Source organism: Eubacterium sp. MSJ-33 (assembly GCF_022174665.1).
Classification (GTDB): domain Bacteria; phylum Bacillota; class Clostridia; order Lachnospirales; family Lachnospiraceae; genus Coprococcus_C.
In genome coordinates, this window is sequence record NZ_CP076562.1 from 2,314,669 (window position 1) to 2,330,639 (window position 15,971).

General features: G+C 40.9%; 15 protein-coding genes. 10 read left to right on the top strand and 5 right to left on the bottom strand.

What is annotated here, in order from left to right:
• Positions 1-10 precede the first annotated feature (10 nt).
• The 8 genes from KP625_RS10855 to guaA all read left to right on the top strand — a co-directional run bounded on the left by KP625_RS10855 (position 11) and on the right by guaA (position 9,213).
• Entirely contained in the window at positions 11-886 is an 876-nt protein-coding gene (locus KP625_RS10855; RefSeq protein WP_238297834.1) for a YitT family protein, read from the top strand.
• Positions 887-1,029: 143 nt separating this feature from the next.
• Positions 1,030-2,142, top strand: coding sequence for an ABC transporter ATP-binding protein (locus tag KP625_RS10860; RefSeq protein WP_238297836.1), 1,113 nt, complete (start codon positions 1,030-1,032; stop codon positions 2,140-2,142).
• A 218-nt stretch (positions 2,143-2,360) separates the two neighbouring features.
• Positions 2,361-3,449 (top strand): PucR family transcriptional regulator, encoded by a 1,089-nt coding sequence (locus KP625_RS10865; protein WP_238297838.1) that lies wholly within the window; start codon positions 2,361-2,363, stop codon positions 3,447-3,449.
• Between the two features lie 28 nt (positions 3,450-3,477).
• Complete coding sequence (gene ftsE / locus KP625_RS10870; RefSeq protein WP_238297840.1) at positions 3,478-4,167, top strand: cell division ATP-binding protein FtsE; 690 nt, start codon at positions 3,478-3,480, stop codon at positions 4,165-4,167.
• Positions 4,157-5,065, top strand: coding sequence for a permease-like cell division protein FtsX (ftsX, locus tag KP625_RS10875; RefSeq protein WP_238297842.1), 909 nt, complete (start codon positions 4,157-4,159; stop codon positions 5,063-5,065). The genes ftsE and ftsX overlap by 11 nt, the downstream gene beginning before the upstream one ends.
• 11 nt (positions 5,066-5,076) lie before the next feature.
• A complete protein-coding gene (locus KP625_RS10880) occupies positions 5,077-6,285 on the top strand; it encodes a murein hydrolase activator EnvC family protein (protein WP_238297843.1) in 1,209 nt (402 codons plus the stop codon).
• 44 nt (positions 6,286-6,329) lie between these two features.
• Complete coding sequence (locus tag KP625_RS10885; protein WP_238297844.1) at positions 6,330-7,580, top strand: S41 family peptidase; 1,251 nt, start codon at positions 6,330-6,332, stop codon at positions 7,578-7,580.
• Between the two features lie 91 nt (positions 7,581-7,671).
• The gene (guaA, locus tag KP625_RS10890; protein WP_238297845.1) at positions 7,672-9,213 is read left to right on the top strand and encodes a glutamine-hydrolyzing GMP synthase; all 1,542 of its coding nucleotides are present in this window, start codon (positions 7,672-7,674) and stop codon (positions 9,211-9,213) included.
• A 185-nt stretch (positions 9,214-9,398) separates the two neighbouring features.
• Here the strand turns inward: guaA and KP625_RS10895 are convergent, their stop codons facing one another.
• On the bottom strand, positions 9,399-9,923 hold the full coding sequence (locus KP625_RS10895; RefSeq protein WP_216413579.1) for a helix-turn-helix domain-containing protein: 525 nt from the start codon (positions 9,921-9,923) through the stop codon (positions 9,399-9,401).
• A 232-nt stretch (positions 9,924-10,155) separates the two neighbouring features.
• Here KP625_RS10895 and KP625_RS10900 point away from each other — a divergent pair, with 232 nt between their 5' ends.
• Both KP625_RS10900 and KP625_RS10905 read left to right on the top strand, forming a co-directional pair.
• On the top strand, positions 10,156-10,338 hold the full coding sequence (locus KP625_RS10900) for a helix-turn-helix domain-containing protein (RefSeq protein WP_195566146.1): 183 nt from the start codon (positions 10,156-10,158) through the stop codon (positions 10,336-10,338).
• 17 nt (positions 10,339-10,355) lie between these two features.
• Positions 10,356-11,330, top strand: coding sequence for a site-specific integrase (locus KP625_RS10905; protein WP_238297846.1), 975 nt, complete (start codon positions 10,356-10,358; stop codon positions 11,328-11,330).
• Here the strand turns inward: KP625_RS10905 and KP625_RS10910 are convergent.
• The 4 genes from KP625_RS10910 to KP625_RS10925 all read right to left on the bottom strand — a co-directional run bounded on the left by KP625_RS10910 (position 11,310) and on the right by KP625_RS10925 (position 15,904).
• Positions 11,310-13,133, bottom strand: coding sequence for a recombinase family protein (locus KP625_RS10910; protein WP_238297847.1), 1,824 nt, complete (start codon positions 13,131-13,133; stop codon positions 11,310-11,312). The genes KP625_RS10905 and KP625_RS10910 overlap by 21 nt on opposite strands.
• A gap of 188 nt (positions 13,134-13,321) precedes the next feature.
• Complete coding sequence (locus KP625_RS10915; RefSeq protein WP_238297848.1) at positions 13,322-14,122, bottom strand: KilA-N domain-containing protein; 801 nt, start codon at positions 14,120-14,122, stop codon at positions 13,322-13,324.
• A gap of 18 nt (positions 14,123-14,140) precedes the next feature.
• A complete protein-coding gene (locus KP625_RS10920) occupies positions 14,141-15,040 on the bottom strand; it encodes a hypothetical protein (RefSeq protein ID WP_238297849.1) in 900 nt (299 codons plus the stop codon).
• An 84-nt stretch (positions 15,041-15,124) separates the two neighbouring features.
• Complete coding sequence (locus KP625_RS10925) at positions 15,125-15,904, bottom strand: hypothetical protein (RefSeq protein WP_238297850.1); 780 nt, start codon at positions 15,902-15,904, stop codon at positions 15,125-15,127.
• Between the last annotated feature and the right edge of the window lie 67 nt (positions 15,905-15,971).

Sequence of the window (15,971 nt, forward strand, 5' to 3'; positions counted from 1 at the left end):
GGTTGTGTAAATGACGGCAAAGAGATATGGGTTGATGACAGTTGGGGCATTTTTGATGGCATTTTCTGTTGTTGTGTATTTTAACCCGTTGGAACTTGTAACAGGAGGTGTAACAGGGCTTGCAATATTATTCGACCATCTGTTTCACATTCCGATGTGGCTGGTAAATGCGGCGGTGAATGTTCCGTTGTTTATTATCGGATATAAGGTGCTTGGAAAGCTTGTGTTTTATCGCACAGTCTATGCGACGGTCTGTTTGTCTGTATTTCTCGGCCTGATACGGCCATTGCCGCTTCTGACAGGGGATGTGCTGGTGGACGGACTTTGCGGAGGCGTGATTATGGGCGGTGGATTGGGACTTATCTTTTTGCAGAATGCATCATCGGGAGGTGCCGATATGACGGCGCAGATCATCAACCGAAGGATTTCCCATGTTTCCGTTCCAAAATTAATGGCGATTGTAGATGGAATTATTATATTGGCAGGAATTGGTGTGTTTGGGCTTCGAAATGGAATTTATGCGATGATTGTATTATTCGTTATGACAAAGGTTTCGGATCTGGTGTTGGAAGGACCAAACCATGCAAAGCTGATATATATTATATCGACAGAAGAAAAAATTCTTACGGAGTATATTATTGGGCAGATTGGGCGCGGAGTAACAAAGATTCCTGCGTCAGGGGGCTATACAGGAAGTCCGAAACAGATACTGTTATGTGCACTCAGTTCAAAGGAAATGGTAAATGTCAAGAGGAAAATTTCCGAGATTGATGACCGTGCAATATGTTTTGTTGGAGATATTCGGGAGGCTTATGGTGAAGGTTTCACAAAATATATAGAGGATACAACTGGTAAAGTTTGTGAAAAGTTCACAAAAAAAACATGAAAAAAATTTTCATATACAAATTATACAATATTTTTCCACCTTATTTGGTGAATAGTAATATGGCAACTTTGGGCTGTTTGGTGTATCATACAAACATCATGAGTCAGATGATTATAGCTAAAATCTAAGGAGGAAAAATCAAAATGGCTAGTTTACAACTTAAGAATATTTATAAGATTTACCCAAATGGTTTCAATGCTGTTAAGGACTTTAACTTGGACATTGATGATAAGGAGTTCATCATCTTTGTTGGTCCTTCAGGATGTGGTAAGTCTACAACACTTCGTATGATTGCAGGACTTGAGGATATCAGTTCCGGCGAGCTTTGGATCGGTGATAAGATGGTTAACGATGTAGAGCCTAAGGATAGAGATATTGCGATGGTATTCCAGAACTATGCTTTGTACCCACATATGTCAGTTTATGATAACATGGCATTCGGTCTGAAGCTTAGAAAAGTACCAAAGGAGAAGATTGACAAGCAGGTACATGAGGCTGCTAAGATTCTTGATATTGAGCATCTGCTTGACAGAAAGCCAAAGGCTTTGTCAGGTGGTCAGAGACAGCGTGTGGCTATGGGACGTGCTATCGTTCGTGAGCCAAAGGTATTCCTTATGGATGAGCCACTTTCAAACTTGGATGCTAAGCTTCGTGTTCAGATGCGTGTTGAGATTTCAAGACTTCACCAGAGACTGCAGACAACTATCATTTACGTAACACATGACCAGACAGAGGCTATGACTCTTGGTACAAGAATTGTAGTTATGAAGGATGGTATTATTCAGCAGGTAGATACACCACAGAATCTGTACGACAAGCCATGCAACCTCTTCGTAGCTGGTTTCATGGGTATGCCACCTATGAACTTCATCGATTGTAAGGTTGTTAAGTCTGGTGCAGACGTACTTCTTATGTTTGGTTCTCACTCAATCAAGGTTCCTGATGCTAAGGCTCAGAAGCTGATCAGTGGTGATTTCCTTGATAAGGAAGTTGTTCTTGGTATCCGTCCAGAGGATATTCATGATGAGCAGCTCTTCATTGAGTCTTCACCTGAGAGTGTGATCGATGCAAGAATCAATATTTACGAAATGCTTGGTGCTGAAGTATATCTGTACTTCACAATCGATCAGTTCGATATCACAGCAAGAGTAAATGCACGTACAACAGCAAGACCTGGTGATACAGTTCAGTTCGCATTCGACCTGAGCAAGATTCACATCTTCGACAAGGAGACAGAGGAGATTATTGCCAGCTAATTTTGAGTGAATACTCGGAATTATGAACAAAATGTGATTTTTTAGAGGAAATGCATAAAATTATGCGTTTCCTCTTTTTTTTTTCTTTCTTTTCGTGTAAAATATACTTTGTATGATTATTTGGATGTCAGAGATTGGCATTGACAGCAATAAAACAAATATGTTACAATTTTGTTACGAAATGTTTAAAAAACGCAACATGGAATAGGGGTGGACGAATGATTTCGAATCAGATACTGCAGGATACGATTACAGGTATTAAATCTATCACAAGAGTTGAGCTTTGTGTGATGGATACGGAAGGTAAGATACTTGCAACAACGATGCAAGGTATGGAGGAATATGAAGATGAGGTTATAAAATTCTCAGAATCAGCGGCTGACAGTCAGGTGATTGGTGGATTCCAGTTTTTTAAGGTCTATGAAGAGAATGAACTGGAATACATTATTTTGGCAAAGGGGGATGCCGAGGATGTTTATATGGTAGGTAAGATGGCTACCTTCCAGATTCAGAATTTACTGGTTGCTTATAAGGAACGTTTTGATAAGGATAACTTTATTAAAAATTTGCTCTTAGATAACCTGTTACTGGTGGATATCTATAATCGTGCAAAAAAACTGCATATTGAGACAGATGTGAAACGTATCGTGTTCATTATTGAGACGAAGACAGAGAAGGATACAAATGCACTTGAGACAGTCAGAACGTTGTTTTCAAGCAAGACAAAAGATTTTATCACAGCTGTGGATGAGAAGAATATTATTCTTGTCAAAGAGGTTAAACCGAGCGAAACATATGATGATATGTATAAGACGGCAAAGGTGATTGTTGACATGCTGAATACAGAAGCAATGTCTTCCGTGAATGTTGCATATGGTACGATCGTCAATGAAATTAAGGAAGTGTCACGTTCCTATAAAGAGGCAAAACTCGCACTGGATGTAGGCAAGATTTTCTATAGTGACAGAAGAATTATTGCATACAGTAATCTGGGAATCGGACGATTGATTTATCAGTTACCGCTTCCGCTTTGCAAGATGTTTATCAAAGAAATATTTGATGGCAAATCTCCGGATGAGTTTGATGAGGAGACATTGACAACCATTGATAAGTTCTTTGAGAACAATCTGAACGTATCAGAGACATCTCGTCAGTTATATATTCATCGAAACACTTTGGTTTATCGTCTGGATAAACTGCAGAAGAGTACAGGACTTGATTTGCGAGTGTTTGAAGATGCTATAACATTCAAGATTGCTCTTATGGTTGTGAAGTATATGAAATACATGGAATCATTAGAATACTAGATGAGAAGTTCCAAAGGAGATAGTTAAAATGTTAGAACTGAATCACGTTAAGATGAGGTATCCGGCAAGTAAGACGTATGCCTTGAATGATGTAAGTTTAAAAATTGAAAAGGGTGAGTTCGTTTTTATCGTAGGATCTTCCGGTTCTGGTAAAACGACATTGATTAAATTGTTACTGAAGGAATTAGATCCTACATCCGGCAAAATTAAGGTTGCAGATACGGACTATAGTAAACTGAAACGTAAGAATATTCCGAAGATTCGGCGTAAGATAGGCGTTGTATTTCAGAACTTCCGGTTACTGAAAGACCGGACGGTATATGAGAATGTCGCGTTTGCACAGCGGGTTATTGAGACACCAAGCCGTTATATTCGTAGACAGGTGCCTGCGATGCTGACATTGGTTGGGCTTGCAGACAAGTACAAATCATTTCCGAAGCAGTTGTCAGGCGGTGAGCAGCAGAGGGTTGCACTCGCACGTGCACTTGTGAACAAACCGGAGATATTGCTTGCCGATGAGCCGACCGGAAATCTGGATCCGAAGAATTCATGGGAAATTATGCGGCTTCTAGAGGATGTCAACAAGAAGGGAACAACTGTCGTTGTTGTAACGCATAACAAAGAGATCGTCAATATGATGAAGAAGCGTGTTGTTACGCTGAAACATGGCGAAATAATCAGCGATGAGCAAAAAGGTGGGTATATCGATGAGGATTAGTTCATTCATGTATAGTATCAGACAGGGTATTAAAAATATAAGAAGAAACCTTTTGTTCTCACTGGCATCAATTGGAACAATTGTTTCCTGTCTGTTCTTGTTTGGTTTATTTTATTGTGTAATTGTCAATTTCCGTACAGCTATGACGGATTTGGAGAATACGGTTACAATCTCCGTATTTTTCGATGAAGGTGTTACCGATGAGAATATTACTATGATCGGTCAGCAGATTCGATTGCGGGATGAGGTTAATACGTTGGATTTTATCTCTGCAGATGAAGCATGGAAGCAGTATGCAGAAGAAAAATTTGATGATCCGCAGGCTGCAATCGATGCGTTTCAGGGGGATAACCCTTTGAAGAATAGTGCATCATATAAGATTACTTTGAAGGATTTGTCAAATCAGGCAGAATTCGTACAGTATCTGAAGAGCCTTACCGGGGTCAGAAAGGTACTTAGTTCCGAAGTAACTGCGGATGGTGTGGCTGCCCTGAACAGTGTTGTCAGTTATGCATCTATAGGAATTATTGTAATTCTGTTGCTGGTATCCATATTCCTGATCAGTAATACAATCACGATTGGTATTACAGTACGTAAAGAGGAAATCGGAATCATGAAATTGATAGGTGCGACGAATTTCTTTGTTCGTGCTCCGTTTATTGTAGAAGGTGTCGTAATCGGTTTGGTAGGTTCACTGATTCCGCTGATCCTGATTTACTATATGTATGACACCGTCATTCAGTATATTATTGGACGATTCTCCGTTGTACAAAGTTTATTTGCATTTGTACCGGCAAAAGAAATATTTGCAGTCTTGATTCCGTTATCTGCCGGTATCGGTATCGGACTTGGATTGATTGGTAGTATATTAACAACACGGAAACATTTAAAAGTTTAGGAGGGACGCATATGAAGTGTAAAAAGCTTGTAAGGGCAATTATTGCATTTGCTGTAGCTGGAAGCATGAGTATGACAGTAAACGCAACCAGTATTTCGGACTTGAAAGAACAAAAGGGCGAGAAGGAAAGTAAAAAGGCTGAGGCCGAAGCAGTACTTGAACAGTTGGAACAGGAACAAAATTCGATTCTGGACGCGATTGCAGAGCTGGATAAGCAGGTGGAGGAATACACCAATGAGATTACTGATCTGGAAGCACAGCAGACGCAGTTGGAATCGGATATTGCAGTAAAACAGACAGAGCTTACTGCAGCACAGCAAAAAGAGCAGGATCAGTATGCGGCTATGAAGGAGCGTATCAAGTATTCTTATGAGAATGGTAATCCTTCATATCTGGATGTGCTGTTTTCTACATCCGATATTTCTGATATTGTAAATCAGGCAGAATATGCAGATCAGATTTATTCATATGACAAGAATTTGTTTGATGATTTTGTACAGACCCGTCAGACAATCGCAGACACAAAAGCCGGATTGGAGCAAGACCTGCAGGATGTCGAAGATATCAAGTTAGAGGTGGAAGATAACAAAGCAGCTGTAGAGGTCATGATCGAAGGTAAGCAGGTTCAGGTAGCAAACTATGCGTCTTCTATCGGTGATTATGAAGCTACGATTGCTGAACTGAATCAGGATATTGAGGCTACAAATCAGGCGATTGCAGCAGCTGAAGCAGCTTATCAGGAACAGCTTAGAAAACAGCAGGAGGCAGCGAATGCTGCAGCAGGAAATGGCGGTAGTGGTGGTACGACAACGACTACAGTACCGAGTTATACAGGGGGAACTTTCCAGTGGCCAGTCTCAGGTACTATTACTTCTTATTTTGGACGAAGAGAGAGTCCTGGTGGTATCGGTTCTACATATCATCAGGGATTGGATATTGGATGTCCGACAGGAACCCCAGTCGGGGCATGCGAGGCAGGAACTGTAATTGCGGCATCATATTCAAGCTCGATGGGTAATTATGTAACGATTGCGCATAGTGCGAGTGTGACAACAACATATATGCATAACTCAAGTCTGTGTGTCAGCGTTGGACAGACGGTATCACGTGGACAGACTATCGCGCTTGCTGGAAGTACCGGTAATTCAACAGGTCCACACTGCCATCTTGGCGTTCGAGTGAACGGTAGTTATGTTGATCCGTTGCAATATCTGCAGTAGGAGAACATAAGATAAAAAGGAGCGGACAATTAGTCGTGAAGAAAATGAAAAAACTATGGACTTTTGGGTTAGTTGCTGCATTATCGATTGTATGTATCGGATGCAGTGACAATACGGAGTCAAAGAAAAATACAAGAGAATCCATTGAAGTACAGACGGATTCCAATGCAACACCGGAAAATGCGGAGTCGGTGGTTGCTTCTGATCTCTGGCAGGACAGTTCTGTCGAGAAGAAAATTGCTGAGATTAATAGTCTGATTGACAAGTATTATTATTTTGATGTCAATCAGGATAAGCAGGAAGAAGCGTTGTATGATGGAATTATGGAAGGTTTGGATGATCCATATTCTGTCTACTATACAAAGGATGAGTATGCAGACCTGCAGGAAGATACATCCGGCGAATATGTAGGTATCGGTGCAGTTGTGACGATGAATTCCGACATGCGTGTTGAGATTGTTCGTCCAATTAAGAACAGTCCGGCAGAGGAAGCTGGACTTAAGGCCGGTGATATCCTGGTACAGGTAGATGATACTGAAATCACGGATCAGGAGCTTTCGGTAGTTGTGGATATGATTCGTGGAGAAGAAGGTACCAAGGCGCATCTGAAGATTTATCGTCAGGGTGAGCCGGATTATCTGGAGTTTGACGTGGAACGACGTACAGTGGAAAACTATACAGTAGAAAACGAGATGCTGGATGATCAGGTTGGATATATTGCAGTAACACAGTTTAATGATAATACTGCAAAGGAATTTGAGGATGCAATTGATGAGGTGCAGGCGAATGGTGCCAAGGCAGCAATTATTGATCTGAGAGATAATCCGGGTGGACTTTTGACAGCGGTTATTGAGATGTGCGACTATATCATGGATGATGGTGTTATCGTATCAACGAAAGACCGTGATGGAAATGTTCTGGGTGAGTACAAAGATAGCGGAAAGCATAGTGTGGATATTCCTTTGGTAGTTCTTGTAAATGGCAATAGTGCCAGTGCATCGGAAATCTTCTCAGGAGCGATGCAGGATTCCGGAAAAGCAAAGTTGGTCGGAACAACAACATTTGGTAAAGGAATTGTGCAGTCTGTAATTCCGTTGGATGATGGAACTGCAATCAAGCTTACAATCGCAAAATATTTTACTCCAAATGGAAATGATATCCATGAGAAGGGAATCGAACCCGATTATGTAGTAGAACTTCCGGATCATAAGACATCCGCGGTTAGTATTGATCGTGCAGATGATACGCAGTTACAAAAAGCACAGGAAGTTATTGCAGAGATGCTAAATAATTAGTATAATAAGCGAGGGTTTTATCGAAAGATAAGACTCTTGCTTATTTTCTTATAGAATATAACAATAAATTAAGATAAGAAGGGAGACGCACATGAATAAGGAAATGATTATCGTGCTTGATTTTGGTGGTCAGTACAACCAGTTGATTGCACGTCGTGTCCGTGAATGTAATGTGTATGCAGAGGTACATCCGTACACCTTGTCGATTGACAAGATTAAGGAGATGAATCCGAAGGGAATCATTTTTACGGGTGGTCCGAATAGTGTGTATGGCGATGAGTCACCGCGCTATCAGAAGGAAATATTTGATTTAGGAATTCCGATTCTCGGAATTTGCTATGGCTCACAGTTGATGGCTTATATGCTTGGCGGTACTGTTGAGACTGCTCCGGTTAGTGAGTATGGAAGAACAGAGGTTGATGTCGATAATGGCAGTGATATCTTCCATGGCGTAAAGTCACAGACGATTTGCTGGATGAGTCATACTGATTATATATCAAAAGCCCCAGAAGGTTTCAAAGTCGTGGCAACAACGCCTGTCTGTCCGGTTGCGGCTATGGAGTGTCCGGAGCGTAAGCTGTATGCGACACAGTTCCATCCCGAGGTTATGCACACGGAGGAAGGACAGAAGATGCTGTCAAATTTCGTATATAATGTGTGTGGATGTTCTGGCGACTGGAAGATGGATTCGTTCGTAGAGACAACGATCCGTGAGATCCGTGAGAAGGTTGGAGATGGTAAGGTATTGTGTGCTCTGTCCGGTGGTGTTGATTCTTCTGTTGCAGCCGTTCTTCTTTCGAAGGCAGTAGGAAAGCAGCTTACCTGTGTATTCGTTGACCATGGCTTACTTCGTAAGAACGAGGGCGATGAGGTTGAGGCTGTATTTGGCCCGGAAGGCCCATATGAATTGAATTTTGTCCGTGTCAATGCGCAGGAACGTTATTATAAGAAATTAGCCGGTGTTACTGAGCCGGAAGCAAAACGTAAGATTATCGGCGAGGAGTTCATCCGTGTATTCGAGGAAGAGGCAAAGAAGATTGGTGCTGTTGATTTCTTAGTGCAGGGAACAATCTACCCAGACGTAATTGAGTCCGGGCTTGGAAAGTCTGCAGTGATTAAGAGTCACCACAATGTTGGCGGACTTCCGGATCATGTTGATTTCAAGGAAATCATCGAGCCGCTTCGTCTGCTCTTCAAGGATGAAGTGAGAAAAGCCGGATTGGAGCTTGGTATTCCGGAATATCTGGTATACCGTCAGCCATTCCCGGGACCGGGACTTGGCATCCGTATCATCGGTGAAGTAACCGCAGACAAGGTTCGTATCGTGCAGGATGCAGATTATATCTACCGTGAGGAGATTGCGAAAGCAGGTCTTGCAAAGAATCTTGGTCAGTATTTCGCAGCACTGACGAACATGCGTAGTGTTGGTGTTATGGGTGACGAACGTACCTATGATTATGCAATCGCACTTCGTGCAGTCAACACCAGCGACTTCATGACCGCAGATTGCTCCGAGATTCCATTCGAAGTATTGCAGAAGGTTATGACAAGAATCATAAATGAAGTAAAGGGCGTAAACCGTGTAATGTATGATCTGACGAGTAAACCGCCTGGAACGATTGAATTTGAATAATCCACACAATTTGACAAAGCCAGTATTTATGCGGGTTTCAAACAAATTTGCTTAGTATCTGGCAACAAAATGGCAACATTTTGTGGTTATTCGACGAATAAAAAATTTATTTCATAACGTATATAAAGAAACCTTACTGATTTTCAGAAGTAAAAAACTGAATATCGGTAAGGTTTTCTTTTTCCTTATTTTTCTTTTTTAGTCAATTCTTTTACGAGGTAATCACTCAGTTCCTGAGATGGTACCTTGGCACGTTTCTGGTAAGCATCCAGTTCCGGGTACTTATATCTCCATTCATCATATTCTTCCTTGCTGATTTCACTGTTTTCCAGTTTGTCAGCTTGTTCCATCCATGCACGAAGCATTTCATCGACAGAGGAGCCGGGAGCAGATATGGAAGAGTCAAGGCAGAGATGAGGTTGTCCATCTACATTTTTTACCTTCAGACCATACATATCTTCCAGTGCAAATAGTGTGTGCATCAGACCTATGTGAGTATCAATATCCGGCACTGTTAAAGCATGAGTATTGACATCAAAAATCTGAGACATTTGTTTTACAAGATCAATCTTAGGAACTCTGGCTTCAGATTCATACTGAGCCATGCGGACATCAGAGGTTTTTCCTTTGAATCCCAGTTGTTCTCCTAGTTGCTTTTGTGTCATGCCGATACGGTTACGAAAATATTTGATACGTTGTCCGATTGCCATTTTTGTTTGCCTCCTTATAGTGGTCATTCGTGTTGCCATAATTAATTGTAAAGAAAATAAAACAATTCTGTTTAGGTTCAGTATAGCATGAGCAATTTGGGATAGCAAGAAGAACTTAAACAAAAAAATTTAATATTCTCATAAAATTGCTTGACTTAAATTAAATTGTTTAGTATCATGCAAATGTAACGACTTAAACAAATTACGTTAAGACAGAGAGGAGAGATGCGATGTGACGAACAGAACTTTTATGACAGTAGAAGAAGTTGCAGCGGAACTGGGAGTTTCCAAATCTTATGCTTATAAGATTGTCAAACAGCTAAATGAAGAATTACAGAAGCTGGGTTATCTTACGGTAGCTGGCAGAGTAAACACTAATTATTTCCGTAAAAAAGTGTGTTACAGCGAAGCGTAACAGAAAGGAGAAATCATATGAGTATTTACAAAGATAATGTCACAGGAAAGTGGCGAGTGGTATACCGCTACACCGACTGGACAGGGGAAACACACCAGTCGTCGAAAAGAGGATTTCCTACAAAACGAGAAGCGTTGATGTGGGAACGAGAGCTGTTACTGAAGAAAGAAGCAAAACTGGATATGACTTTTGAAAGCTTCTATGAGATTTATGTGGAGGATATGCAAAACCGAATTCGTGATAATACCTGGGGAACAAAAACAAATATCGCCAGAACCAAAATTCTTCCCTATTTCGGAAAGCGAAAGATAGGAGGAATTGAGCCAAGGGACATTATTGCATGGCAGAATGAATTGCTTGCGATCCGGCAACCAAACGGAAAGCCGTATTCATCCTCTTATCTGCAGAAAATTCACAGTCAGTTAAGTGCTATTTTCAACCATGCAGTCAATTTTTATCATCTTCCATCCAATCCGGCGCAGAAAGCTGGAAATATGGGGAAAGAGGAACACCGGGAAATGCTGTTCTGGACAAAAGAGGAATATCTGAAATTTGCAGATGCCATGATGGACAAGCCTGTTTCCTATTATGCGTTTGAAATACTTTATTGGTGTGGGCTTCGCATGGGCGAGTTATTAGCACTTACACCGGCAGATTTCAATTTTGAAACGCATACACTACGGATTAACAAGTCCTATCAGAGACTGCACCGGGAAGATGTGATTACACCGCCAAAGACATTAAAAAGTAATCGAACCATTAAGATGCCGCAGTTTTTGTGTGATGAGATGCAGGATTATCTGAAAATGCTGTATGAGCCGAAAAAGGACGAACGGATTTTCACAATTTCCAAATCTTATCTGCATCATGAAATGAACAGAGGCTCAAAAATATCTGGGGTGAAACGAATTCGAGTGCATGACTTGAGACATTCCCATGTTTCACTTTCACAGGGTTATTTCTGGGACAGTCTATCTGACTGCCTCAGATAACCCTTTTTCTTTTGCCTCACGTTCCGCCTTTTCACGCTCATATTTGCGACGCATATAAGTACGGTTCCATGCACGCTTACGGCGTTTGCGGTCTTCTTCTTTTATCTGTTCAGGTGTAAGCTCCGGCATCGGAACATCCAGCTTACCCACATACTTGAGATAAATATCAATCTGCTGAATTCTGTCACCGGTTGATTTGTCTGCTTCGTGTACCACGATTTTATCAACAAACTCATGAATCATAGGAGTAGTAAGTTCTGTGAAATCTGTGTATCGGTGTACAAGTTCAATAAACTTATCTACATTATCAGCATTCTCCTGATAGTCATTAAAAGTCTTTTCTAAAGCATCTACTGATAATTCCAATTCATTTTGTTCCGTTTCGTAGTCAGCCAAAAGCATTTCAAACCGCTTGTCACTTAGCTTCCCATTTACATTGTCCTCATAGATTTTCTTAATGAGGGTATTTAATTCTTTGATACGTTTCTGCTCTCTGGAAAGACGTTTTTTCAGTGCTTTGGCTTCGCTTTCCTGTTGAAGCTCCGTAGCACTGCGAACCTTTTCGATAAACTCGGATTCATGCTCCATCACATAAGTGCTGGTAGCTTTAATAACTTCCAAAAGCAAATCCCTGATAACATCCGTGCGGACATGATGCTGTGTGCATCTGTTTTCAAACTTGCTCTTTGCCTTACTGTAGGTGGAGCAGGTGTAATTGTCCTGTGCATTGGTGTACTTTCCGGTAGGATTACCATCCTTATCCCTCTTTTCATAACCGCCGGTGCGGTGGTTGAACATCTTAGCACCGCAGTCAGCACAATATACCAGTCCGGTCAGAGGATTGATGTCACCTTTCTTGGTGGGACGGTGCTTGGTTTCACGGATTTTCTGAACAGTAAGCCATGTTTCTTCGTCCACAATCGCTTCCTGAGTATTCTCAAAGATAACCCAGTCCTCCGGTGAATTATGCACAGAATGTTTATCCTTGTAGGATTCCTTTTTGGTACGGAAATTTACTGTATGCCCCATATATTCAGGTTTTCTTACAAGGTCTGAAATCGTAGAAGCAGTCCAAGTGAATGGTCTGTTCATGTCACAGCTTCCCCGACAGGTTCCAAGTCCCTGCTTTGCAAGATAATAGGAAGGTCTTTCAACCTTTTCATCCTTCAGAATCCTTGCCACCTGCATCGGTCCGTTTCCCTCAATGATAAGCTGATAAATACGTCTTACCACTGTGGCAGCCTCTTCATCAATAATCCAATGGTCTGGGTCATCAGGGTCTTTCTTGTACCCGTAAATTGCGTTGCTTGTCAGATGTTTTCCATCCATTCCCTTATTATGAAGTACGGATTTGATTTTCCGGCTGGTATCACGTACATACCACTCATTCATAATGTTAAGAAATGGGGCAAATTCGTTACTGCCATCGTTTAGAGCACTGTCCACATTGTTGGAAATGGCAATAAATCGCACATTTTTCTTTCGAAACAGCACTTCCGTATAAAAGCCTACTTCAAGGTAATTACGTCCGATACGGCTCATATCCTTTACGATAACGCATCCTACAGTGCCATCTTCAATATCCGCAAGCATACGCTTCCAGTCAGGTCTGTCAAAATTGGTTCCCGACCAGCCATCATCCGTATAGTGACGTAGGTTGACAAATCCCTGCTCGGTTGCAAATTTCTCCAACATTTTCTTCTGATTTATAATACTGTTGCTGTCACCACTCAGTTCATCATCACGGGATAATCTCTCGTAGAGTGCAGTGATTTTGTTAAGTTCCGGTTGTTTTGTTTTCATAAGATTCTCCTTTCAAAACAAACAACCAGCTTATCTGTGGTTTTATTCTACCACGAATAAGCTGGTTTGTGTAAAAATAATTATTGTCTCACTAATAGGAGAAATCCGAAAGAAAATCGGAACTGTTTTGTAAAACTTATAAATTTTAATTCCCCCGAATTCGGGGGAATTAGAAAAATGCAATTGAATTACTTCAATACCTTTGGATTTTGTTCTTCCAAAATGGACATTTGATGTATGGCAATCTTATTTAATTTTATCAGACGTTCTTTCTGACTTAATCCGTCTTCAATCAAAACTGCATTGATATTTTCCATGTTGGAAAGACAAATCAATTCATTAATGCTAGCATAATCTCTGATATTCCCCTTTTTGTCAGGATGTTCTTCACGCCACTGCTTGGCAGTCATACCAAACAATGCCATATTTAATACATCTGCTTCGGATGCATAGATTACAGAGGTCTGCTGTGGTGTAAGCTCAGCTGGAATCAGATTTGTTTTTATGGCATCTGTATGTATTCGGTAATTGATTTTTGCCAGCTCTCTTTTCGCACTCCAGCCAAGTAAAGCTTGTTCTTTCTTTTTTAACCGTTCAAATTCCTTAATCAGATACAGCTTAAACTGAGGAGATACCCAACTTGCAAACTCAAATGCAATATCCTTGTATGCGTATGTTCCACCATATCGTCCAGCTTTAGCTATGATACCTTTTGAATTGGTTCTGGTTACCCATTGCTTAACCGACATAATGAAACGATTCAGACCAGCTTCCTGCATAATTTCTTCATATGCATGGATATCAAAATCTTCGTTATACATTTCTTCCCATATACCAAGAAATTCTATTGTATTTTTATTACGAAGCCACTTCTCAATCAATGCCGGTCCGTTATCAATTTTTCGCACCATATCTGTTAAAGAAATATAATCATCTTCTTCAATCTGTAATACCTGTATTTCAGTACCATCGACATTGAGTTTTTCCATAAATCAGCCGTCCTTTCTTTATTCTTTATCCTTCGCCCGGCTCTTATACACATTATACTGGTTCTTGCATTTGCCGCTGCAGAATACGCTGTTTGGTCTGTTGGCAATAAAAGCATTGCCACAATGCTTACATACCCGGAGTGTGGATTTTTCATCGGTAAGCATAAAGGAAAACATCATCTGCACACCAAGTAAGAGGGAGTGGAAATCCCAGACAATGGTAGGTCGGTCAAGCAGCTCTATGTGATAGGTTGGTGCAATACCGCCAAATGCCGCCATGCCCTGACGGTAAAGCTGTTTTTGCATATCATCCAGCATGTCAAAGTCCTGATAGTAGAGAAAGCTTGACATAAAGGTAAATGCCCAGTCTTTAAATAAAGTCACAAGCCAGTCATACCGTTCTGCATATTCTTTCTGGAAACTCATCATTACTGCCTGCGATTTGTTTTTCATGGTCATAATCAGTGCCATCATCTGCACATCGTCCGTACTCCATGAAGATTCCATCCCTTTTTTTACAAAATCAATCTTATCAAAGGGAAAGAAGTAAGAAAGATATTTTTCCGTAGTCATGCTTTCCTCTTTGATGAAATGGTTCTTCGGCAAATATACCGCATGGTAGGTAATAAAGTCCGGTGTGGTAGGAAGTGCTGTCATAAATCCAAGCAGTCCGTAACAGGTAACAAAATCCATAATGGCACTCTGCAAACGTTCCTGTGTATTATTTTTGTCCATGCACATCAATCCAAGGTTTACCGCCTTTAATACAATCTGCTCCGAATCCTTTAGCGGATTATAAAGAGACACTTTCGCATCCGGTGAAGGTGTGATGTACAACGTACCTTCTTTATCTTCCTTCCATTCATATTTGTCATAACGTGCCCAGTTGGAGCTGGTTCTCTTAAATAGGTTACTCATAAAAGCCTCCAATCTGTCTGCTCTAAAATGTAATCTGTATCATTGGAAAATATATTACTATCATACCAAGCATGTCCTACAAGGTCAAATGGTATTTGTGATTTCTTTCGTTTTCTTATTCTTTTTATCCGTAATCAGTGACCGATAGGTATCATAAAAAATCTGCTCCGTCTTCGTAAGGGAAATGTGATTATCCACTCTGTTTTGTAGTGCCTGCATAAAGGATTTACGAAGCTTTTTTAACATGGTGTCACGGATTTTTCGGATATTTCTGTCGGTCTGCTCTCTACATGCTGCAATTAACTGGCAGGAGTATCCCTTAATGGCAAGCTGATATAAAAGCTCCTTCTGTACATCTTTTAACGCAAAGATTGCTTTAGAAATATCCTCGTCTGTTACCAGCTCATGTATTTCAAAGGGGCAGTCATAAATGGCATCAAGGAAATCCCCTTTCAGTATCTGCTTCCAGAAAACATGCCGGATGGGAGCAGGAATTACAATCTCATCCGGTGACATTCCCCATTCAAGGGGAACATCCGATCTTCCTATTTCATGGTAGCGTTCCTTACGTTCCCGGTTGGCATCAAACCTGTTCCACCATGTAACCACATTTGCAAATTCCTCCTCGGTTCTGGCAGAATCCTCAAGACGTGTCAGTGCTTCCTGTTCCAGTTCACGTTTCAGCTTGTTTCTTGTTGATGCTTCCGGTATCCCTGATACTTTCGGCTCATTTTCCATCTCAAGTTCTATTTCAAGAATAGCGGCATTCTCCCGTTCAAGGGCATCCGTCAGGTCATCTTCCGGCATGTCTTCTTCAAAATAATCATTTGTACATTCCTTCAACAGGGATTCACCACCTTTCAAAAAATATTTTCAAAACTTTTATAAAAAACAGTTCCGTTTTGGGACTGCATTTCTCCTATAGGTGAGG